Raw genomic sequence first — 21,088 nt, 5'->3', positions numbered from 1 at the left:
GCGAATGGATCTCCGCGACGCGCACGACCGGTCCCGCGACGTCTTCGACCGGGCCGCGCACCGGGTGAGCGACTGGGCGGCCGCCACCCCGTGCGGCGACTGGACCACCCGCGACCTGGTCAACCACCTGGTCTCCGAGCAGCTGTGGGTCCCGCACCTGGTCGGCGGCGAGACCGTCGAGCAGGTCGGCGACCGCTACGACGGCGACCTGGTGGGCAGCGACCCGGTGGCGGCCTGGGTCGCCGCGGCCGAGACGGCCCGGGCGGCCTGGGCCGAGGTGCCCGACGACCGGCCGGTGCACCTGAGCTTCGGCACGGTGCCCGCCGCCGAGTACCGCTGGCAGATGGTCATGGACCTGGCCGTGCACGGCTGGGACCTGGCCACCGCCACCGGCGGCGAGGCGCTGGTCGGCGAGGAGCTCTCGACCGCGCTGCTCGACGAGTTCACCGACCAGGTCGCCCAGTGGCAGGGCACCTCGATGTTCGCCCGCCCGGTGCCGGTGCCCGGACGACGCCCCCGCTGAGGACCGGCTGGTCGCCCTGCTGGGCCGGGACCCGAACTGGCGCCCCGCCTAGACCCGCCCTGGTGCTGACCCGGGAGCGTCGAACGGGCCCGGTCCAGGTGCCGGACCTGCCCCTCGACCGGGTGCACGGGAGTGATCCGGCACCGAACCGCCGAGTTGGGCGGACGGACCAGGGGTGAATGGCTCTAGAATGGGCCGGTTCATCGAGGACGTCCGCCAGTAGCCGAGGAGTACCGCTTCCGTGCGCAATGCGCAGTCCCCGGGCCGCAGTAGCGGGCCGGGAGAGAGTCCCGGCGACCATATCGACCCGGTGACCGAGCGGGGTGCTCGGTGACCGGGCCCCTGCTCAGCGTCCTGGGCCTGCTGGCCGTGTGCGCGCTCACCCTCGGCACGGCGCTGTTCGTGGCCGCCGAGTTCGCCCTGACCACGCTGGAGCGCAGCCAGGTCGACCACCACGCCGAGGTGGTCGGCGACCGGCGGGCGCTGGCGATCCAGAAGGCGCACCGGTCGCTGTCGTTCCAGCTCTCCGGCGCCCAGCTCGGGATCACCATCACCACGCTGATCACCGGCTACATCGCCGAGCCCGCGCTGGCCAACCTGATCGAGCCGCTGCTCGGCGCGGTCGGCCTGCCCGAGGGCGCGGCGACCGCGATCGGCATCGTGGTCGCGCTGCTGGTGGCGACCTCGCTGTCGATGGTGTTCGGCGAGCTGGTGCCGAAGAACCTGGCCATCGCCCGCCCGCTGCCGACCGCGCGGGCGGTCGCGGGGGCCCAGGCGGTGTTCTCCTCGATCTTCCGCTGGCTGATCAAGGGCCTCAACGGCTCGGCGAACTGGGTGGTGCGCCGCCTCGGTGTCGAGCCGCAGGAGGAGCTGCGCTCGGCCCGCACGGCGCAGGAGCTGGGCGGCCTGGTCCGCTCGAGCGCCGCCTCCGGCACCCTCGACACCGGCACCGCGACGCTGCTGAGCCGGTCGCTGCGGTTCGGCGACCGCACCGCCGACGAGTTGATGACCCCGCGCGTGCAGGTGCAGGCGCTGCCCGCCGATGCCACCGTGCTCGACCTGATCGCCTTGGCCCGCACCAGCGGGTTCTCCCGCTTCCCGGTGCACGGCGGCGACCTCGACGACGTGCGCGGGGTGGTGCACGTCAAGCAGGTCTTCAGCGTCCCGGCGGCGGCGCGGGCCACGACCCCGGTGCTCTCCCTGGCCCGGCCGGTCCCGACGGTCCCGGAGTCGCTGGAGGGCGACGTGCTGCTGGAGCGCCTGCGCGGGTCCGGCCTGCAGGTCGCGCTGGTCGTCGACGAGTACGGCGGCACGGCCGGCCTGGTCACCCTCGAGGACCTGATCGAGGAGATCGTCGGCGACGTGCGCGACGAGCACGACCGCGGCGAGGTCAGCCCGGTCCGGCCGCTGGGCCGGGGCAGCTGGCTGGTCTCCGGTCTGCTGCGCGACGACGAGCTGGCCGAGGCGACCGGGTTCCGGATGCCGGCCGGGGAGTACGAGACGGTGGCGGGCCTGGTGCTCACCCGGCTCGGCCGGATCCCCGAGGTCAACGACGAGATCCGGGTCGACGGCTGGCGGATCACGGTGCTGCGGATGGACCGGCACCGGGTGGCCGAGCTGCGCGTGGCCAAGGTCGCGGCGCGGGTGGAGGCGGGCGCGTGAGCGACTTCTGGGCGTTGGCCCTGACCCTGGTGCTGCTGCTGGGCAACGCGTTCTTCGTCGGCGCCGAGTTCGCGATCATCACCGCCCGCCGCGACCGGCTGGAGACCCTCGCCCGCGAGGGGCAGCGCCGGGCCGCGGTGGCGGTCGAGGCGGGCAGGCAGCTGCCGCTGCTCATCGCGGGCGCGCAGCTGGGCGTGACGGTGTGCTCGCTGGGGCTGGGCGCGCTGGCCGAGCCCGCGATCGCGAACCTGCTGGAGGGCCCGTTCGGCGCGGTGGGGCTGCCGGAGGCGGTGGTGCACGGCGCGGGCTTCGCGATCGCGTTGGGCATCGTGGTCACCCTGCATACGGTGCTCGGCGAGATGGTGCCGAAGAACCTGGCCATCGCGGGCCCGGAGCGGGCGGCGATGGCGCTGGTCCCGGTGCACCTGGCGTTCTGCAAGCTGGTGCGGCCGCTGCTGGCGATGTTCACCGCGGTGTCCACGGCGGTGCTGCGGATCTTCCACGTGGTCCCGAAGGACGAGCTGGAGACGGCCTACACCCCCGACGAGCTGGCGAACATGATCGCCGAGTCGCGCCGGGAGGGCCTGCTCGACGACTCCGAGCACCGGCGGTTGACCAATACGCTGTCCTCGGCGGAGCGCACGGTCGCGGAGGTGTTGGTGCCGCTCGCGGAGCTGAAGACGGTGCCCCACCCGCCGACGGTGGGCGCGGTGGAGGCGGCGGTCGCCGAGACGGGCTTCTCGCGCTTCCCGGTCCGCATGCCGGACGGCTCGCTGAACGGGTACGTGCACGTCAAGGACATCCTGGACCAGGTGGACGCCGATCCCTCGGCCCGGGTGCCGTGGTCGCGGGTGCGCGGTCTGCCGGAGCTGCCCGCGGACTCGCGGTTGGACGAGGCCCTGGCCGCGCTGCGGCGCGCGCAGAGCCACCTGGCCAAGGCGGTCTCGGCCGACCGCGAGGTGTTGGGCGTGGTCGCCCTGGAGGACCTGGTGGAGGAGTACGTGGGCACGGTGCGCGACGGGACGCACATCGGCGATGCCTGAGCCGCTGACCGGGGCGCCGGTCGACGCCGCGCCGGTGACCACCCTGAGGCCGATGATCACCCTCACCGAATCGGAGTGGCGCGCCCGGCGGGACGCGCACGTCCAGCGGGTCCGCCGGTGGACCGTTCCGCACCAGGAGCGCCGCTCGCGCGGCGAGAAGCACCCCGTGCTGGACTTCCTGTTCACCTACTACTCGCACCGCCCGGCCCACCTGGAGCGCTGGCACCCCGGCGCGGGCGTCGCGCTGGTGGGCGGCGAGGAGTACCTGCGCTGGCCCGCCTACCGCTCGACACCGCGCGGCGTCGCGCTCGGGGCGCTGCCGGACGGGCGGCGCTCGACAGTCGAGTTCGTCCGGGACCTGTTGTCCGCCACGGCTTCCCGGCCGCCGCGGCTCGGGTGCTTCGGGCTGCACGAGTGGGCCATGGTCTACCGGGCCCGGGAGGTCCGGCACGGGAGCTGGCCGCTGCGGCTCGGCCCGGCGGGCACCGACCGGGTGGTCGAGTCCTCGACGATCAAGTGCAGCCACTTCGACGCCTACCGGTTCTTCACCGAGCCCGCGCGGCCGCTGAACACGCTGCGGCCCAGTCGGGAGGGGCAGGTCGAGCTGGAGCAGCCGGGCTGCCTGCACGCGACCATGGACCTGTTCAAGTGGTCCTACAAGCTCGACCCGTTCGTGCCCTCCGAGGTGGTCGCGGACTGCTTCGAGCTGGCGGTGGACGTGCGCGAGATGGACATGCGCGCCAGCCCGTACGACCTCGCCGCGCTCGGCTACGAGCCGGTGCGGGTGGAGACCGAGCGCGGCCGCGCGGAGTACGTCCGCGCCCAGTCCGAGTTCGTCCGGCGCGCCGAACCGTTGCGCGCCACGCTGATCACGCTGTGCGAGGGATTGCTGGCCTGAGCCGGTCGCGTCGGAATGCCGTGCGGGCAAGGACTGCGGCCCGTTTCGGTGCAAGAACCACTTTTCTGTTGCACCGGTGATAACCGTGTAAAGGCCGTGCCCATTGACACTTGCCACTTTGTCTTGCGGGACAGCGGGTTTCCGCAGGTAGGCGCACTGCCGCCGGACCCACCCGGCGGGACCGCGCGGCGATCGCCGTGCGCGCGCTGAAAGTCCTTGACGCTATCGCCCGCGGGAATAGGCTGCGTTTCGCCATGCGATCTTGACCCGGCACTGTCGAGATCGCGGGAAGGAACGTGATGCCTCGACACAGCAGTCGACGCCGGGTGCGCTGGTCACTGGTCGCGCTCGGACTGGTGGCGCTCCTCGTGCTGGGCTGGTCCGGCTGGTCGTGGTTGCGCGACCGGATGGGCGAGCGGCCGGGGCGGGCCGAGTGCGCCCAGGGCGAGACGAACCTCAAGGTCGCCGTGACCCCGTCGGTCGAGCAGCCGGTGCGCGAGGCGGCCAACCGGTGGAACACCAACCGGACCGTGGTGGCCGAGCACTGCGTGCAGGTCGACGTCAGCTCGGTGGAGTCGCCCGCCGCGCTGGCCGGGCTGGCGGGCCAGTGGCCGACCCGCGAGCTGGGCGACCGGCCCGACGCCTGGTTGGCCGAGTCCACCCTGTGGACCGACCGGCTCTCCGCGACTGACGACGCGCTGCTCGCCTCGGCACCGGAGTCGATCGCCACCAGCCCGGTGGTGCTCGCCGCGCCGGAACCCGCCGCGCGGCTGTTCGGCGGGCCGGTCGGGTTCCGGTGGGGGGCGCTGCCGGAGCTGACCGGCGACACCACCGGCTGGACCCGGTTCGGGCAGCCGACCTGGGGGCGGCTCACCGTCGCCATCCCCTCCCCCGCGGCCAGCACGGCGAGCGCGCTGGCCGTGCAGACCGCGCTCACCGGGGTCGCCAAGCAGAGCCCGATCTCCCAGCAGTCCCTGGCCAGGCCGCCGGTCGCGGCCGCGCTGAGCGCGCTGGTGGCGGCCCAGCCCGCGGACGTGCCGGACAGCACCCGGTCGGCGCTGGCCAAGCTGGGCGAGACCGCCGACATGATCACCGCCCCGTACAGCGCGGTCCCGGCCCTGGAGGTGGACCTGCACCGCCGCAACCTCGCCGCCGACGGCAGGCCCGCGGCGCGGCGGCCGCTGTTCGAGGTGGTGGCGGCCGGTCCGGGCGCGGTGGCGGACTTCCCCTACGTCACCCTCGGGGGCGGGCAGGCCGACGGCGCGCGCGACGCGGCCGCCGACCAGTTCCGCCGGTACCTGCAGGAACCCGCGCAGCAGCGCGAGTTCGGCCGCGCGGGCCTGCGCGGCACCGAACGCGCCGAAAAGCCGCCGAACTCCCTGGGCATGACCTGGGGCGAGATCGCGCCCGGCTTCGTCCCGGCCGACCGCAACACCGCCCAGAAGATCGCCTCGACCTGGGACAACGCCGCCGAGGGCGGCGGCATCGTGACGATCATGGTCGACGTGTCCCGGACGATGGGCGCCGACGGCGGCGACGGCCGCAGCAGGCTCGACTGGGTCAAGGCGGCCCTCGACGACTACACCGACTACACGGTCTCCGGGTCAGTCGGGCTGTGGCCGTTCTCGCACGGGCTGGACAAGGGGAAGCCGTACGCGGTCGCGGTGCCGACCGGGCCGGTGGCCAACCGACGGGTCCAGCTGCACGCGGCGGTCGCCGCCCTCAAGCCAGCCGGGGCGACCGACTTCTCCGAGTCGGTGGCCGCCGGGTACCGGTCGGCGGTCCAGGGGTACGTGCCCAACCGGCGCAACCAGCTGGTGGTGATCACCGACGGCGGCGCCGACGGGGCCATGTCGTTGGGGCAGCTGAAGAACTCGATCCGGGGCCTGGGCGACAAGGCGAAGCCGATCCGGGTGGACGTGATCGCCATCGGGCGCGACGCCAACCGGGCGGACCTGCGGGACCTGGCGAACTCCAGCGGCGGGACCCTGGCGGTCTTGACCGACGCGCGCGGCGTGGTCGCCGCGTTGGGCCAGGCGGTGACCGCCCGGTAGGCCGCGCGGGCGGTGTGCGTGAACCGCTCTAAGATCGGTGGCCATGCGAACCCCGTTGGCCCGGCTGTTGACCGCGTTGCTGCTGTTCGCCTTGGCCGCCTGCGGTTCTGACACCGTGCCGGGCAAGGCCGCGGCGGAGCCCGGCAGCGGACCCGTGCAGACGCGGGTCCCGGTGGACCTGCGCCCGGTCACCGCCGTCGCGCAGGGCACCGAGCCGACCGGGCCGGACGAGTTCGCGGGCGACGACGGGTCGCTCTACACCGTCGGGCCGTCCATCGCCGACATCTCCCGGCTGGAGGACGTCAAGGCCGAGTCGACCGAGAACGGCACCGGCTGGGTGGTGACCATCAAGCTCTCCGCCGACGCCGCCGCGAAGTTCGGGTCGTGGACCGCCGAGCACGTGGGTGAGCGGCTGGCGATCGTCGTCGACGGCAAGCTCGTCTCCGCACCGCAGATCGCGAGCCCGATCCCCGGCGGCGAGGTGCAGATCTCGGGCAACTTCACCGAGAAGTCCGCCAAGCAGCTCGCCGCCGACATCTCCGGGAAGTGACCGGGTGATCGTCGAGATCTACACCGACGGCGCGTGCGTGCCCAACCCCGGACCGGGCGGCTGGGGCGCGCTGCTGCGGTACGGGACCCACGAACGCGAACTCCGCGGCGGCGAGGTCGAGGAGACCACCAACAACCGCATGGAGCTGATGGCGCCCATCCAGGCGCTGGAGACGCTGACCCGGACCTCGACCGTGCGGATGTACACCGACAGCACCTACGTGCGCAACGGGATCACCCAGTGGGTCGCCAAGTGGCGGGCCAACGGCTGGCTCACCTCGGCCAAGCAGCCGGTGAAGAACGTCGACCTGTGGCAGCGCCTCGACGAGGCGGCGTCCCGGCACGACGTCGAGTGGCACTGGGTCAAGGGCCACAGCGGACACCCGGAGAACGAGCGCGCCGACCGCCTCGCGCTGGCCGGGATGCAGGAGGCGCTGCTGGCGGCGGGGCGGCCGGTGCGCTCGTGAGCTACGGCACCTGGACGTGGACCAGGAAGTAGACCGGTCGCGACGTCGGGAACAGCAGCCGCCCGGCGGCGTCGACCATCTTCCACTCGACCACGCAGGTGGTCGGCGCGTCCGGCGCGGTGACCTCGACGCTGATCTTGACCCGCTGGTTGGCAGCGTGTCGCCGATGGCGATCGCTCGGCCGTGCGGCAGCCCCCTCGGGCGGAGCGATACGTGGGTGCAGGACCCGGGCCAGTACGGGGAGTGCGCGGGCCCGGTGCGCCGAACGGCGCCCGACGTGTGCGTCGAAGGGGCGGGCCGTCGGGAACTCGACGAACACCAAAGTGGCGCACCAACTGCGGCTAGGCCAGGGCACGCCGCGGGCCGAGGGGTCGGCCCGCGGCGGTCGGCTAGCCGTTGAACCTGTCCGGGTCCGGGCCGACGCGCTTGCCGTTCTCCAGGCCCGCGAGGGTCTCCAGGTCGGCGGCGTCGAGCTCGAAGTCGAACACGTCGATGTTGGCCCGGATGCGCTCCGGGGTCACCGACTTCGGGATGACCACGTTGCCCAGCTGCACGTGCCAGCGCAGCAGGACCTGCGCCGGGGACTTGCCGTGCTTGGCCGCCAGGGTCGCCAGCACCGGGTCGGCCAGCAGCTGACCCGAGGCCAGCGGGCTCCACGCCTCGGTGGCGATGCCGTGCGCGGCGTGGAAGGCGCGCAGCTCGCCCTGCGGCAGGTTGGGGTGCAGCTCGATCTGGTTGACCGCGGGCACCACGTCGGTCTCGGCCAGCAGCCGGTCCAGGTGCGGCACGTGGAAGTTGGACACGCCGATCGAGCGGGCCCGACCGTCTGCCTTGATCTTCTCGAAGGCGCGCCAGGTGTCGACGAAGGCGTCCCGGGCGGGCGCGGCCCAGTGGATCAGGTACAGGTCGACGTAGTCCAGGCCGAGCTTGGCCAGGCTCGCGTCGAACGCGCGCAGGGTCGAGTCGTGGCCCTGCTCGGTGTTCCACAGCTTGGTGGTGACGTAGAGCTCCGCGCGCGGCACGCCGGAGCGGGCGATGGCCAGGCCGGTGCCGGTCTCGTTGCCGTAGATGGCCGCGGTGTCGATGCTGCGGTAGCCGGCGTCGATGGCGGTGGTGACGGCGTCGACGACCTCGTCGTCGGGCACCTGCCACACCCCGAAGCCGAGCTGGGGGATGGTGCTGCCGTCGTTGAGCGTGACGTCGGGGACGTTCGGCATTGCGCGTGTTCCTCCGGTGGGATCGGGGTCTTCCACCGGTGCCAACCCCGGGAGCTGCGCCTTTCTTCCCCCTGACGCGAGCGCGGCCCGCCCGGTGCACCCGGGCGAGCCGCGCTCGAGCACCTCGGTCAGCTGCTGTAGGCCTCCAGCGGCGGGCAGGAGCAGACCAGGTTGCGGTCGCCCTTGGCGCCGTCGATCCGGCGGACCGGCGGCCAGATCTTGGGCGAGTGCTGCCCGGTCGGGAACACCGCGACCTCCCGGCTGTACGGGTGGTCCCACTTACCGGCGATCGACGCGGCCGTGTGCGGGGCGTTGGCCAGCGGGTTGTCCGCCAGCGGCCACTCCCCCGCCGCGACCCGGTCGATCTCGCCCTTGATCGCGATCATGGCGGCGCAGAACCGGTCGATCTCGGCCAGGTCCTCGCTCTCGGTCGGCTCCACCATCAGCGTGCCCGCGACCGGGAACGACATGGTCGGCGCGTGCAGGCCGTAGTCGGCGAGCCGCTTGGCCACGTCGTCCACCGTCACGCCGGTGGCCTTGGTGATCGGGCGCAGGTCCAGGATGCACTCGTGGGCGACGAAGCCGCCCTTGCCGGTGTAGAGGACCGGGAAGTGCTCGTCGAGCCGCCGGGCGATGTAGTTCGCCGAGGCCACCGCGGTCAGCGTCGCGCGGCGCAGACCGTCGGCGCCCATCATCCGCACGTACGCCCAGGAGATCGGCAGGATCGACGCGCTGCCCCAGGGCGCCGCGCTGATCGGGCCGACCCCGGTCGCCGGGCCCGCCGCGGGCTGCAGCGGGTGGTTGGGCAGGAACGGCGCCAGGTGCGCGCGCACGCCGATCGGGCCGACGCCGGGGCCGCCGCCGCCGTGCGGGATGCAGAAGGTCTTGTGCAGGTTCAGGTGCGAGACGTCCGAGCCGAACTTGCCGTAGCGGGCCAGGCCGATGAGCGCGTTGAGGTTCGCGCCGTCGACGTAGACCTGGCCGCCCGCCTCGTGCACCAGGCCGCAGACCTCGCGGACGGTGTCCTCGTAGACACCGTGCGTGGACGGGTAGGTGATCATGATCGCGGCGAGGTCGGCGCTGTGCTCGGCGACCACCTTGCGCAGGTGCTCGATGTCGATGTTGCCCGAGTCGTCGCACCGCACGACGACCACGCGCATGCCCGCCATGACCGCGCTGGCGGCGTTGGTGCCGTGCGCGCTGGACGGGATCAGGCAGACGTCGCGCTCGCCGTGGCCCTGCGAGCGGTGGTAGGCCCGGATGGCCAGCAGACCGGCGAACTCGCCCTGGCTGCCCGCGTTGGGCTGCAGGCTGACCGCGTCGTAGCCGGTCAGCTTGGCCAGCCAGTCCTGCAGGTCCTCGACGACCTGGAGGATGCCCGCGGCGTCCTCGACCGGCGCGAACGGGTGCAGGTCGGCGAAGGCGGGCCAGGTGATCGGCTCCATCTCCGCGGTGGCGTTGAGCTTCATCGTGCAGGAGCCCAGCGGGATCATGCTCCGGTCGAGCGCGACGTCCTTGTCCGAGAGGGTGCGCAGGTAGCGCAGCAGCGCGGTCTCGGAGCGGTGCGTGGCGAACACCGGGTGGGTCAGGTACTCGGAGGTGCGCCGCTGCTCGGCGGGGATGGCGTCGGCGGTCTCGGCGTCGAGCGCGTCGACGTCGCCGCTCACGCCGAACGCCTGCCACACAGTGGCCAGGTGCGCGCGGGTGGTGGTCTCGTCGGTGCTGATTCCGACGTGGTCGGCGTCGGCCAGGCGCAGGTTGACGCCCAGCTCACGGGCGGCCGCCACGACCTCGGCTGCCCGGCCGGGCACGTGCGCGTAGACGGTGTCGAAGAACTCGCTGTTGGTGATCTCCACGCCGCCGTGGCGCAGGCCCTCGGCGAGGACCGCGGCCATCCGGTGCACCCGGGTCGCGATCGAGCGCAGGCCGTCGGGGCCGTGGTAGACGGCGTACATCGAGGCGACAACGGCCAGCAGCACCTGCGCGGTGCAGATGTTGGAGGTGGCCTTCTCCCGGCGGATGTGCTGCTCGCGGGTCTGGAGCGCCAGCCGGTAGGCCAGCTTGCCGTCGGCGTCCGTGCTCACCCCAACGAGGCGGCCGGGCAGCTGCCGCTCCAGGCCGCGGCTGACGGCCATGTAGCCCGCGTGCGGCCCGCCGAAGCCCATCGGCACGCCGAAGCGCTGGGTGGTGCCCACGACCGCGTCCGCGCCGATCTCGCCCGGCGCGCGCAGCAGCGTCAGTGCCAGCAGGTCCGCGGTGACGGCCACCTTGGCGTCGCGGCCGTTCGCCTCGCGGATCAGGCCCTCGAAGTCGCGGACCGCGCCGGTGGCGCCCGGGTAGGACAGCAGCACGCCGAAGAAGTCCTCCAGCGGCAGGCCCTCGGCCAGGTCGGCCACCACGACCTCGATGCCCAGCGGCTCGGCCCTGGTCTCGATCACCGCGATGGTCTGCGGGAAGGTGTCGGCGTCGACGACGAACCGGTTCGACTTGGACCGGCCCGCCCGGCGCAGCAGCGTCATCGCCTCGGCCGCGGCGGTGGACTCGTCGAGCATGGACGCGTTCGCCGTCGGCAGGCCCGCCAGGTCGGCCACCATGGTCTGGAAGTTCAGCAGCGCCTCGAGCCTGCCCTGGCTGATCTCCGGCTGGTACGGGGTGTAGGCGGTGTACCAGGCCGGGCTCTCCAGCACGTTGCGGCGGATCACCGGCGGGGTGACCGTGCCGTGGTAGCCCAGCCCGATCATCTGGGTGAGCGTGCGGTTGCGGGCGGCCAGCGCGCGCAGCTCGGCCAGCGCGCCGACCTCGGTGGCGGGCGCGGGCAGATCGATGGCCAGGTCGCCCTCGCGGATCGACTCCGGCACCGCGTGCTGGGCCAGCTCCTCGAGCGACCCGACGCCGATCACGTCGAGGATCTTGGCCAGCTCGGCGGGCCGGGGACCGACGTGGCGGTCGGCGAAGGGGGTGCCGTGCTCAAGGGCGGCGAGCGGGATCCGGTCGGACGTCATGGACGAGCTCCTCGGGCAGTCGGGTGGGGCCACTGGCGGGCGTGCCCGCCGGCCCTCCCCCTCTGTCCGTGCCCCGGGGGGCGCCTGAGAGCTTCATCCGGGGTCCCGGACTTTCACCTTCGGCGGGGTCGCCCGGCACGGCCGGGAAACCCACTTTCCAGAGGCGTCTCGCCCACGCGGTCCGTTTGCCTGAGAGGTTCCGGGGAGGATTTGCTCCTTCGGCGTCGGCTCCGGTCCGGGGACCGGTCGACTCTCCCGCGCGGGTTCAGCGACGCCCGGTGAGTCTAACCCCATCGGCGGGAAACCGGTTGCGGGCGCGGCCGACTTCACGGTCGACTCGTGGGATGGACACCGCAGCCGTGCTCGCCGCGTTCGACCAGCAGCTCCGACGGGACCTCCCGCCCTCGACCGCCACCCTGGACCGGGCACCCCGGCTGACCCGGCACCTGGGCTCCGGCCCGGACGGGTGGTCCGGTGTGGTCTGGTCCGACCTGGACACCGACACCGCCGACGAGGTGGTCGCGGGCGCGGTGGCGTGGCTGCGCACCGTCGAGGGGCACGGCGAGTGGAAGCACTACGAGCACGACCGGCCCGCCGACCTGCCCGAGCGGCTGCGGGCGGCGGGACTGCGCCCGGACGAGCCGGAGTCGGTGATGATCGCCGAGGCCGCGGCCGTGCCGGACTTCCCCGCCCCGGCCGGGACGCGGGTGGTGGACGTCGAGGACGACGACGGCGTCGAGCTGGCGGTGCGCGTGCACGAGCTGGCCTTCGACGCGGACTTCGCCTGGCTGGGCAAGCGGATGCGCGCGGGCCTCGCGGCGGGCGGGATGGACGTGGTGGTGGTCATGGCGGGCGACGAGCCGGTGAGCGCGGCCCGCACCGACTACTACCCGGGGACCGAGTTCGCGGGCCTGTGGGGCGGCGGCACCGTACCGGCGTGGCGCGGTCGGGGCGCCTACCGCGCCCTGGTGAGCCAGCGGGCCCGGCGTGCCCAGGCCCGGGGCATCCGCTACCTGCAGGTGGACGCGGCGCCGACCAGCCGCCCCATCCTTGAGCGGGTGGGCTTCACCAGGCTGACCGGCACCACGCCGTACACGCTCTAGCCGGATAGGTCCGCTAGCCGGCGTTGCGGGCCTTGCGGCGTTGGGTCAGGTCGTCCTCGACCGGCAGCTCCACGCCGTCGGCGCGCTCGGCCGGGAACTCGTGGATGGTGCCGCTGATCTCGCGGATGGCGCCGCTGACGGCGATGCCGAACACGCCCTGGCCGCCTTGCAGCAGGTCGACGACCTCCTCGGGCGAAGTGCACTCGTAGACCGTGGTGCCGTCGCTGAACAGCGTGATCCGGGCAAGGTCGCGCACGCCCCGGCGGCGCAGGTGGTCAACCGCGACGCGGATGTTCTGCAACGACACCCCGGTGTCGAGCAGGCGCTTGACGACCTTGAGGACGAGCACGTCCTTGAACGAGTACAACCGTTGCGAGCCCGAGCCCTGCGCGCTGCGCACGGTCGGGACCACCAGGCTGGTGCGCGCCCAGTAGTCCAGCTGCCGGTAGGTGATACCCGCGATCTGACACGCGGCAGGACCCCGGTAGCCGACGAGCTCGTCCGGCAGTGAGGCATCCGGGAACAGTTCGCCCTGTTCTCCGGCGTCAGCCCCGACGGGACCTTCCTCGAACACGCCTGCCTCCCCTCGTCCGGCCACTGCTGGCCGGCGAACGAGACCGCCCGTTCCGCCTTGGGGAACCGTCGGCCGAGCTGGTCGCGCCCGCGGTCGTTACGCGGGACGCGGCACCCGGGACGACAACGGCGCGATTCGCTCGTCCTTGACGGTAAGACGGGGGCGCGGGCAGGTCAACGCGACGCGCGGGTCGCCGGGCCGAGACCTCACCGGGTCCGGTCCCGCGCTCAGGTGTCGGCGCCGCGGAAGTCCTCGGGGGAGATCGAGTCCAGGAACTCCCGGAACTTCTCGACCTCGTCCTCCTGCTCGTCCGGGATGATCAACCCGGCCTCCTGCAGGACGGAGTCCTCGGCGTGGATCGGCACCCCGATCCGCAGCGCCAGCGCCACCGAGTCGCTGGGGCGGGCGGAGACGCGCACGTCGCCGTCGAACACCAGCTCGGCGAAGAAGGTGCCCTCGCGCAGGTCGGTGATCCGCACCTGTTCCAGCTCGCGGCCCAACGCGCCGATCACGTCCTTGAGCAGGTCGTGGGTCAGCGGCCGGGCGGGCCGCACGCCCTGCTGCTCCAGGGCGATCGCGGTGGCCTCCACCGATCCGATCCAGATCGGCAGATACCGCTCACCCTCGGTCTCGCGCAGCAACAAGATCGGCTGGTTGGCGGGCAACTCCACCCGCACACCCACGACGCGCATCTCGCTCATCGGGCTCGCCTCCCTCCGCTCGCTGGGGCATCGGCGTCCCGTCGTGTCGAGGATCGCTCATCGCCTACATCGACGCTACCCGCCATCTGGTCCCCACGCCGGACTATTCCACGGTGATCAGATCACAAAGAGCAACGCGTCGGGACCGGGACTATTTCCCGGTGACCCGGCGCAGACCGGCTTTCACGAGCAACGAGTGCAGTGCGGCGGCGAGTCCCGCCAGGTCATCGGCGATCTCGTCGGCGCGGCTGCGGCCCGCGGGGTCGCGTTGCCGGTACATCGGCGCGACCACCTGCTCGAGCAGGGCCACCTCGCGGTCGGCCGCGGCGCGGAAGGCGCGCAGGTGCCGGGGTTCGATGCCGTACTCGGCCAGGGCCGCCGCGATCCTGGCCACCGAGACGGTCGGGGGTTCGAACCACCCGTCGTCCTCGGCCCGCACCAGGCCGTACTGCTCCAGGTCGAGCAGCGCCTCGGCGCTCATCCCGGTGTCCTCGAGCAGACCGGCCCGACTCAGCCGGACCGGCGGTGGCGGCGGGTCCTCCGCCGCGGCGGGCACGGCCACCAGGTCGCGGACCGGCCTGGCCACCGCGCCGAGGACCGGTGGCGGGCCACCGGTCCGGTCCAGCTCTTCCTTGATCACCTTGAGCGGCAGGTAGTGGTCGCGCTGCGCCGCCAGCACGAAGCGCAGGCGCGCCACATCGGCCTCGGTGAACCGCCGGTAGCCCGACGGTGTGCGGTCCGGGGTGACCAGCCCCTCCGCCTCCAGGAAGCGGATCTTGGAGATGGTCACGTCCGGGAACTCCGGACGCAGGTGCGTGAGCACCGCGCCGATGCTCAGCCCGGCCCGCCCGGGCCGACCGGCAGCCGTCACCCCTGCCCCTAGGCCCCCGCGCCGGGGCCGGTGAGGAACACCAGGCGGAACTTGCCGATCTGCACCTCGTCACCCCCGGCCAGCACGGCCTGGTCGACCGGCTCGCGGTTGACGTAGGTGCCGTTGAGGCTGCCCACGTCGATCACCACGAACTCCCCGCCCTCGCGGCGGAACTCCGCGTGCCGCCGGGAGACGGTGACGTCGTCGAGGAAGATGTCGCTGTCGGGGTGCCGCCCGGCACTGGTCGTGTCCCGGTCCAGCAGGAAGCGGGAGCCCGCGTTGGGGCCTCGCTTGACCACCAGCAGGGCCGATCCGGCCGGAAGGGCGTCAACGCCGGCGACCGCGGGTTCGGGGGCCGGTGCGGCCTCGCGCCCCTCGGCCTCGGTGAGGAAGTCGGCCCGGAAGACCGAGGTCCGTTCCGGAGACTGCTCCGGCGGGACGCCGGGCCCGTCGTTCGTGCTCACCTGAGCTCTCCTCCTGCTGGTCAATTCACTGAACGGTTGCCAACGTACCGTGCGCGATCAGGCGCCGGGCTATTGGTCCCCCCGAGCGCGGCCTGGGCCGCGCCGGGGCGGGTCAAGATCGTCGCACGCCGCTCACCCGGCGGTGAGCGCCTGGTAGGCGTCGGCGTCGAGCAGGGCCTCGAGCGCGTCCGGGTCGTCGAGCCGGATCTCGAAGAGCCAGCCCTCGCCGTAGGGGTCGGAGTTGAGCAGCTCGGTCTGCTCCAGCAGGGCGTCGTTGACCGCCACGACCTCGCCGGAGAGCGGGGCGAACAGGTCGGACACGCTCTTGGTGGACTCGACCTCGCCGACGCCCGTGCCCGCCTCCACGCGGTCGCCCACCTCGGGCAGCTGCACGTGGACGACGTCGCCGAGCTGCTGCTGGGCGTAGTCGGTGATGCCGACCCGCACCAGGTCCTCGGTCTTCGAGGCCACCCATTCGTGTTCGTCGGTGTAGCGGAGCTCTTCGGGAATCACGCCATCGCCCTTCAGGACTGGTCGGACACGGTGCCGGAGAGCCTAGTGGCGGTGGACGTGAGCGCCGCACGCGTCTGCACCACGTAGAGCACCCCGGACCAGAGGAACAGCAGGCCGCCCCAAATCGCGAAGGCGTAGGCGACCGGGCGGGCCAGGGTCGCCGCCGTCGAGCCGCCCTGTGCCAGCAGGAGCAGCGGGAAGGCGTACATCAGGTTGAACGTCGCGGCCTTGCCGACGTAGGTGACCTCCGGCGGGGCGAACCCGTTGCGGCGCAGCACGAGGATGCACACCGCGACCACGGCGTCCCGGGCGACCAGCAGCGCGGCGACCCACCACGGGACGATGTCGCGCAGCACGAAGGCGACGATGGTGACCAGGGTGTAGAGCCGGTCGGCGGCCGGGTCGAGCAGCGCGCCGAGCCTGCTGGTCTGGTCCAGCCAGCGGGCGATCTTGCCGTCCAGCCAGTCGCTCAGCCCGCTGAACAGCAGCACCACCAGCGCCCAGCCGTCGTACTCGGGGCCCAGCAACAGGTAGAGGAACAGCGGCACGCCCGCCAGGCGCAGCATGCTGAGCACGTTCGGGATCGTCCACACGCGATCCTGGAGCGGGGCCTCGGACATGCGTGGAAGGGTAGGCCAGGCGACCCACCCGACCACGCGGCGGCTCGGCTGGCCCGCGGCTCGATGGGCGCGCGATCGGTCTGACGGTCGCCCGGCGGGCGGTCGGTCAGTCGTCGCGGTGGTGCGACCAGCCCTGGCGGCGCAGCGCGGCCGGACTCATCGCCTTGGGCCTGCCGAAGGCGTCGAAGCCGACCCAGCGGCCAGCGCCGCCCGCGTACTCCAGCACGAACGCGTGGCCGTGGCTCCAGACCACGCTGCACGGGGCCGTGGGCAGGTCGCGCTCGGCGTCGGTGGGGATTGTCTCGGTGCTCATCAGGGTCCTACCTCCGACCTGGACGTCGGTCGGGTCGTTCGGCGTGTTAGCTCCCCCGGGCTCTGAACCGGTCTCTGGACCGATCCACCTCACTTCGCGAAGGTCTCGACCAGCGTCGCGCAGAAGGCGGGCAGGTCGTCCGGGTTCCGGCTGGTGACCAGCGGCGAGCCGGTGTTGTCCACGACCACCTCGCGGTCGACCCAGTCGGCCCCGGCGTTGCCCAGGTCGGTGCGCAGGCTCGGCCAGGAGGTGACTTGGCGGCCGCGCACGACGTCGGCCTCGATCAGCGTCCACGGCGCGTGGCAGATCGCGGCGACCGGCTTGCCCGCGTCGAAGAACGACTTGGCGAACGCCACCGCGTCCGGGTTCGTACGCAGGAAATCCGGGTTGGCCACGCCACCGGGGAGGACCAAGCCGTCGTAGTCGGCGACCGACGCCTGGTCCACGGTCTTGTCCACCGGGAAGGTGTCGGCCTTGTCCAGGTGGTTGTAGGCCTGCACGGTGCCTGGGTCGGTGGAGACCAGCACCGGGGTGCCCCCGGCCTGCTCCACCGCCTTCCACGGTTCGGTCAACTCGACCTGCTCGATCCCCTCCGGGGCGACCAGGAAGGCGATCGTGCGGTCGGACAGCGTTGCCATGTCCCATTCCCTCCACTCGGTTACCGGGGTTGGGTGCCCATCAGGGACGATCCCAATCATCGGGAGCGGCTTTCGGGGAGGCGCGGTGGAACTGGCGGGCGAGCTCGCGGCGGTGGTGGGGCGGGCGCACGTGCTGACCGACCCTGCCGTGGTGGCGGGCTACTCGACCGACTGGACCGGCCGCTACCACGGCCGCGCGCGGCTGGTGGTGCGCCCGGCCGACCGCGACGAGGTGGCCGGTGTGCTGCGCGCGTGTTCCGCCGCGGGCGCGCCAGTGGTGCCGCAGGGCGGGAACACCGGTCTGGTGGGCGGTGGCGTCCCGCACCACGGCGAGGTCGTGCTGAGCCTGGCGCGGTTGGACGCGCTGGGCCCGGTGGACCGCGCGAGCGGCCAGGTCAGCGCGGGCGCCGGGGTGACGCTGTCGACGCTGGCGCGGCACGCTTCCCTTGCGGGGCTTGACTTCGCGATCGACATCGCCTCCCGGGACTCGGCCACCGTCGGCGGGCTGGTGGCCACCAACGCGGGCGGCCTGCGGGTGCTGCGGTGGGGGCAAATGCGTGACCAGGTGGCGGACGTGGAGGCGGTCCTGGCGGACGGGCGGGTGGTGGGTCGACTGTCCGGTTTGGACAAGGACAGCACGGGCTACGACCTGTCGGGCGCACTGGTCGGCAGCGAGGGAACCCTGGCGGTGATCACCGCCGCCCGACTGCGCCTCGTACCCCGGTTCACCGAGCACGCCACCGCGACCCTGGCTTTCGAGTCTACAGAGGACGCTATCCGCGCGGTGACCGCCTTGCGCCCCTTGCCCTCCCTCACCTCAGCCGAGGTGTACTACGACGAGGGCCTTCGACTGGTCCGCGCCCACCGCGACCTGGCGCCACTGTTCAGCGAGTCGCACCCGGTGTACCTGCTGGTGGAGTGCTCGGCCACGACCGACCCCACCGACGACCTGGCCGCGGCGGTAGCGGGCCTCACCGGGGTCCGGGACACCGCACTGGCGCTGGACCCCGCCACCCGCCGTACATTGTGGACATACCGCGAGGCGCACGCGGAGGCCATCAACGCCGTTGGCACACCGCTGAAACTGGATGTGGGCGTCCCTCCCGCGCTTGCCGCTGCTTTCGAGGCGGAGGTGCGCGCGGTCGTGGCACAGCTGGCACCGCCGGCCACGCTGGTGCTGTTCGGCCATCTCGCCGAGGGCAACTTCCACGTCAACATCCTGCACGCGGGCAACGCCGAGGAATCCCTGACCGAGTCGATCCTCACGATCGCTGCAGCCCACGGCGGCACAATCTCCGCCGAACACGGCGTCGGAGTGGCCAAGTCGGCCTGGCTGCACCTCACCCGCACGGCCACGGAACGGGAGCTTTTCGCAGCGATCAAGCACGCCTGGGATCCAGCGGGCCTACTCAACCCGGCGGTGCTGTCCGGGCGGTAGACCTGACAACAGGACCCGGACCCCAATGCGGCGCTGCTCGCCGAGCTCAAGGAGCGCGGGCTTGGACTACGCGTGTAGGACATGCACGCGCGGGTCGGACCGGCGGCCGCCGACGGCGAGTTCCTCGACCAGCGCGTCGACAAGCTCGCCGCGCGCTTGGACCTCGACCCGCCGGTGACGATCGAGCGCAGGCTCATCACGGCTACCGTCGACCGGCTCGACGAGGTCATCACGACCAGCACGACCTCCGGCGGGCCCAGCGCGCACCCGCTGCGCGCGGACGTGCAGTACGGCGGTCGGCTGACCGACCTGACCCGCGTCAGCAAGAGCCACAGCCTGATCACCGTCGGGCTGCCGCGGCCGCTGGCCATTGGCGAGTCGCACGAGTTCTGCGTCGAGTTGAGTGCGCACCCACGCGCGCTGATGCAGCGTTACCACGTGCTCAACCCGCTCCGCCGCTACGAGGACTTCACCTTGCGCGCCCGGTTCCCCCCGGACCCCGCACCCCGAGGCGTCTGGCGCATCGAGGGGATCCCGCTCGACGCCGTGGACGAGTACGAGCCCGTCGGTGCCGCCTTGGGGCTCGACGGGGTCGGGGAGGTCGAGGTCAGGTTCGCGTACCCGCAAGTGGGCTTGGCCTACGGCGTGCAGTGGCAGTGGTGACCGTCAACCCCGCAGGTCTGGGAAGTCCTCCTCCGAGTACTCCCCGCTGACCGGGCCCGTGCCCGAGTGCAGGTCGTTCTCCCGTCCCCGCAGCTCCACCCGACGGATCTTGCCGGAGATCGTCTTCGGTAGTTCGGCGAACTCCAGGCGGCGGATTCGCTTGTACGGCGCCAAGTGCTCCCGGGCGAACGCCAGGATCGCCCGCGCCGTGTCGGCCGTGGGCTCGTGGCCCGCGGCCAGCACGACGTAGGCCTTGGGGACCGCCAGCCGGATCGGGTCCGGGGACGGGACGACGGCGGCCTCGGCGACGGCCGGGTGCTCGATGAGCACGCTCTCCAGCTCGAACGGGGAGATGCGGTAGTCCGAGGCCTTGAACACGTCGTCGGCGCGGCCGATGTAGGTGATGTAGCCGTCGGTGTCGCGGGAGCCGACGTCGCCGGTGTGGTAGTGGCCCTCGCGCATCGCTTCGGCGGTGCGGGTGGCGTCGTCGGCGTAGCCGGTCATCAGGCCGACCGGGTGGTCGGACAGGTCGACGCAGATCTCGCCCTCGTCGGCCCGCTCACCGGTGGCCGGGTCGACCAGGGCGATGGTGAAACCGGGCAGCGGCCTGCCCATCGAACCCGGCTTCACCGGCTGGCCGGGCGTGTTGGCCACCTGCACGCTGGTCTCGGTCTGCCCGAAGCCGTCCCGGATCGTCACGCCCCAGGCGCGCGAGACCTGCTCGATGACCTCCGGGTTCAGCGGTTCCCCGGCGCCCACCACCTTCGTCGGCGGGGTGCGCAGCTGGGTCAGGTCGGCCTGGATGAGCATCCGCCACACCGTGGGCGGCGCGCAGAAGCTGGTCACCCCGCAGCGGTCCATCTGCGACATCAGCGCGATCGGGTCGAACCGCGTGTAGTTGTACAGGAACACCGTCGCCTCGGCGTTCCACGGCGCGAAGACGTTGCTCCAGGCGTGCTTCGCCCACCCCGGCGAGGAGATGTTGAGGTGCACGTCGCCCGGTCGCAGCCCGATCCAGTACATTGTGGACAGATGACCCACCGGGTAGGACACGTGCGTGTGCTCCACCAGCTTGGGCCGCGCCGTCGTCCCCGAGGTGAAGTAGAGCAGCAGCGGGTCACCCGCGCCGGTCGGCCCGTCCGGGGTGAACCCCGCGGGCGCCGCCGATGAGTCCGAATAGGACTCCCAACCCTCGACCGCCGGGCCGACCGCGATCCGGGTGTAGCGCCCGGGCACGTCGTCGAACTTGGCCGCGTCCACCGACCGCGCGACCACGTGCTTGGCCAGCCCGCGGTCCACCCGGTCGCGCAGGTCCCCCGCGGCCAGCAGGGTCGACGCCGGGATGAGCACCGCGCCCAGCTTCACCGCGGCCAGGATCACCTCCCACAGCTCACCCTGGTTGCCCAGCATCAGGATCAACCGGTCGCCGCGGCCGACCCCCAGCCCGCGCAGCCAGTTCGCCACCTGGTCGGACCGGCGGGACAGCTCGGCGAAGGTCCACTTCCGCTCGGACCCGTCCTCCTCGACGATCCACAGCGCGGGCCTGCTCGCCGTCGGCTCGCCGGCGGCCACCACGTCGAACCAGTCCAGCGCCCAGTTGAAGCTCGACGGCCGCGGCCACCGGAACTCGGCCCGGGCGCGCTGGTAGTCGTCGCCGTGCGCGATCAGCAGGTCGCGGGCGGCGCGGAACTCGGCGGTGGCCTCCGACAATGGTTCCTCCTCGGCGGTGGGGCAGACCCGCACGAGCCTGCCCCAACGGCGCCGCGCCCGCCAGA

General features: G+C 72.7%; 22 protein-coding genes and 1 riboswitch. Of the genes, 10 read left to right on the top strand and 12 right to left on the bottom strand.

The genetic code is table 11. The annotated features are described in order from the left end of the window. Positions 1-4: 4 nt before the first annotated feature. From QSK30_RS02025 to rnhA, 7 genes are all read left to right on the top strand, one after another. The gene (locus tag QSK30_RS02025; protein WP_285499022.1) at positions 5-523 is read left to right on the top strand and encodes a TIGR03086 family metal-binding protein; all 519 of its coding nucleotides are present in this window, start codon (positions 5-7) and stop codon (positions 521-523) included. A 330-nt stretch (positions 524-853) separates the two neighbouring features. Next, entirely contained in the window at positions 854-2,185 is a 1,332-nt protein-coding gene (locus tag QSK30_RS02020; protein ID WP_285499021.1) for a hemolysin family protein, read from the top strand. Further along, positions 2,182-3,228, top strand: coding sequence for a hemolysin family protein (locus QSK30_RS02015; protein WP_285499020.1), 1,047 nt, complete (start codon positions 2,182-2,184; stop codon positions 3,226-3,228). The genes QSK30_RS02020 and QSK30_RS02015 overlap by 4 nt, the downstream gene beginning before the upstream one ends. Positions 3,229-3,280: 52 nt before the next feature. Beyond that, the gene (locus QSK30_RS02010) at positions 3,281-4,126 is read left to right on the top strand and encodes a 3-methyladenine DNA glycosylase (protein WP_285499355.1); all 846 of its coding nucleotides are present in this window, start codon (positions 3,281-3,283) and stop codon (positions 4,124-4,126) included. Between the two features lie 299 nt (positions 4,127-4,425). Then, entirely contained in the window at positions 4,426-6,180 is a 1,755-nt protein-coding gene (locus QSK30_RS02005; protein ID WP_285499019.1) for a substrate-binding domain-containing protein, read from the top strand. Positions 6,181-6,223: 43 nt separating this feature from the next. After that, entirely contained in the window at positions 6,224-6,730 is a 507-nt protein-coding gene (locus QSK30_RS02000; RefSeq protein WP_285499018.1) for a SecDF P1 head subdomain-containing protein, read from the top strand. Positions 6,731-6,734: 4 nt separating this feature from the next. Next, positions 6,735-7,196: a ribonuclease HI gene (gene rnhA / locus QSK30_RS01995; protein WP_285499017.1), complete on the top strand. Its 462-nt coding sequence runs from the start codon at positions 6,735-6,737 to the stop codon at positions 7,194-7,196. Position 7,197: 1 nt separating this feature from the next. Here the strand turns inward: rnhA and QSK30_RS01990 are convergent, their stop codons facing one another. The 3 genes from QSK30_RS01990 to gcvP all read right to left on the bottom strand — a co-directional run bounded on the left by QSK30_RS01990 (position 7,198) and on the right by gcvP (position 11,415). Beyond that, positions 7,198-7,515 carry a hypothetical protein gene (locus QSK30_RS01990; protein WP_285499015.1) on the bottom strand — a complete coding sequence of 106 codons (318 nt, stop codon included), beginning with the start codon at positions 7,513-7,515 and terminating at the stop codon, positions 7,198-7,200. 70 nt (positions 7,516-7,585) lie between these two features. Continuing rightward, complete coding sequence (locus tag QSK30_RS01985; protein ID WP_285499014.1) at positions 7,586-8,413, bottom strand: aldo/keto reductase; 828 nt, start codon at positions 8,411-8,413, stop codon at positions 7,586-7,588. 128 nt (positions 8,414-8,541) lie between these two features. Further along, positions 8,542-11,415, bottom strand: a complete 2,874-nt coding sequence (gcvP, locus tag QSK30_RS01980) for an aminomethyl-transferring glycine dehydrogenase (RefSeq protein ID WP_285499012.1) — start codon at positions 11,413-11,415, stop codon at positions 8,542-8,544. Positions 11,416-11,582: 167 nt separating this feature from the next. Next, positions 11,583-11,683: riboswitch (glycine riboswitch) on the bottom strand. A 76-nt stretch (positions 11,684-11,759) separates the two neighbouring features. Between gcvP and QSK30_RS01975 the strand changes: the two genes are divergently transcribed. Beyond that, positions 11,760-12,518: a GNAT family N-acetyltransferase gene (locus QSK30_RS01975; RefSeq protein WP_285499010.1), complete on the top strand. Its 759-nt coding sequence runs from the start codon at positions 11,760-11,762 to the stop codon at positions 12,516-12,518. A gap of 13 nt (positions 12,519-12,531) precedes the next feature. Here the strand turns inward: QSK30_RS01975 and QSK30_RS01970 are convergent, their stop codons facing one another. The 8 genes from QSK30_RS01970 to QSK30_RS01935 all read right to left on the bottom strand — a co-directional run bounded on the left by QSK30_RS01970 (position 12,532) and on the right by QSK30_RS01935 (position 17,212). Beyond that, a complete protein-coding gene (locus tag QSK30_RS01970) occupies positions 12,532-13,092 on the bottom strand; it encodes a MerR family transcriptional regulator (RefSeq protein WP_285499008.1) in 561 nt (186 codons plus the stop codon). 227 nt (positions 13,093-13,319) lie between these two features. Continuing rightward, a complete protein-coding gene (locus tag QSK30_RS01965; protein ID WP_285499006.1) occupies positions 13,320-13,793 on the bottom strand; it encodes a bifunctional nuclease family protein in 474 nt (157 codons plus the stop codon). Between the two features lie 151 nt (positions 13,794-13,944). Then, the gene (gene ftsR / locus QSK30_RS01960; RefSeq protein ID WP_285499004.1) at positions 13,945-14,664 is read right to left on the bottom strand and encodes a transcriptional regulator FtsR; all 720 of its coding nucleotides are present in this window, start codon (positions 14,662-14,664) and stop codon (positions 13,945-13,947) included. An 8-nt stretch (positions 14,665-14,672) separates the two neighbouring features. Continuing rightward, complete coding sequence (gene garA, locus QSK30_RS01955; protein ID WP_091447598.1) at positions 14,673-15,128, bottom strand: glycogen accumulation regulator GarA; 456 nt, start codon at positions 15,126-15,128, stop codon at positions 14,673-14,675. 132 nt (positions 15,129-15,260) lie between these two features. Beyond that, on the bottom strand, positions 15,261-15,641 hold the full coding sequence (gene gcvH, locus QSK30_RS01950) for a glycine cleavage system protein GcvH (RefSeq protein WP_285499001.1): 381 nt from the start codon (positions 15,639-15,641) through the stop codon (positions 15,261-15,263). Between the two features lie 11 nt (positions 15,642-15,652). Beyond that, a complete protein-coding gene (gene clsA / locus QSK30_RS01945; protein ID WP_285498999.1) occupies positions 15,653-16,261 on the bottom strand; it encodes a cardiolipin synthase ClsA in 609 nt (202 codons plus the stop codon). Positions 16,262-16,367: 106 nt separating this feature from the next. Then, positions 16,368-16,574, bottom strand: a complete 207-nt coding sequence (locus QSK30_RS01940) for a hypothetical protein (protein ID WP_285498998.1) — start codon at positions 16,572-16,574, stop codon at positions 16,368-16,370. Between the two features lie 89 nt (positions 16,575-16,663). Continuing rightward, a complete protein-coding gene (locus QSK30_RS01935; protein WP_285498997.1) occupies positions 16,664-17,212 on the bottom strand; it encodes a type 1 glutamine amidotransferase domain-containing protein in 549 nt (182 codons plus the stop codon). 85 nt (positions 17,213-17,297) lie between these two features. Between QSK30_RS01935 and QSK30_RS01930 the strand changes: the two genes are divergently transcribed. Next, on the top strand, positions 17,298-18,650 hold the full coding sequence (locus QSK30_RS01930; protein ID WP_285498996.1) for an FAD-binding oxidoreductase: 1,353 nt from the start codon (positions 17,298-17,300) through the stop codon (positions 18,648-18,650). Positions 18,651-18,731: 81 nt separating this feature from the next. Further along, complete coding sequence (locus QSK30_RS01925; protein WP_285498994.1) at positions 18,732-19,313, top strand: hypothetical protein; 582 nt, start codon at positions 18,732-18,734, stop codon at positions 19,311-19,313. A 3-nt stretch (positions 19,314-19,316) separates the two neighbouring features. Here the strand turns inward: QSK30_RS01925 and QSK30_RS01920 are convergent, their stop codons facing one another. After that, positions 19,317-21,023, bottom strand: coding sequence for an AMP-binding protein (locus QSK30_RS01920; RefSeq protein WP_285498993.1), 1,707 nt, complete (start codon positions 21,021-21,023; stop codon positions 19,317-19,319). Positions 21,024-21,088 lie beyond the last annotated feature (65 nt).

Origin of the sequence: Actinokineospora sp. NBRC 105648, assembly GCF_030269645.1 — a bacterium.
Classification (GTDB): domain Bacteria; phylum Actinomycetota; class Actinomycetes; order Mycobacteriales; family Pseudonocardiaceae; genus Actinokineospora.
The sequence above is the reverse complement of the archived record's forward strand: the minus strand, read 5'-3'. Positions and strand labels throughout refer to the sequence as shown.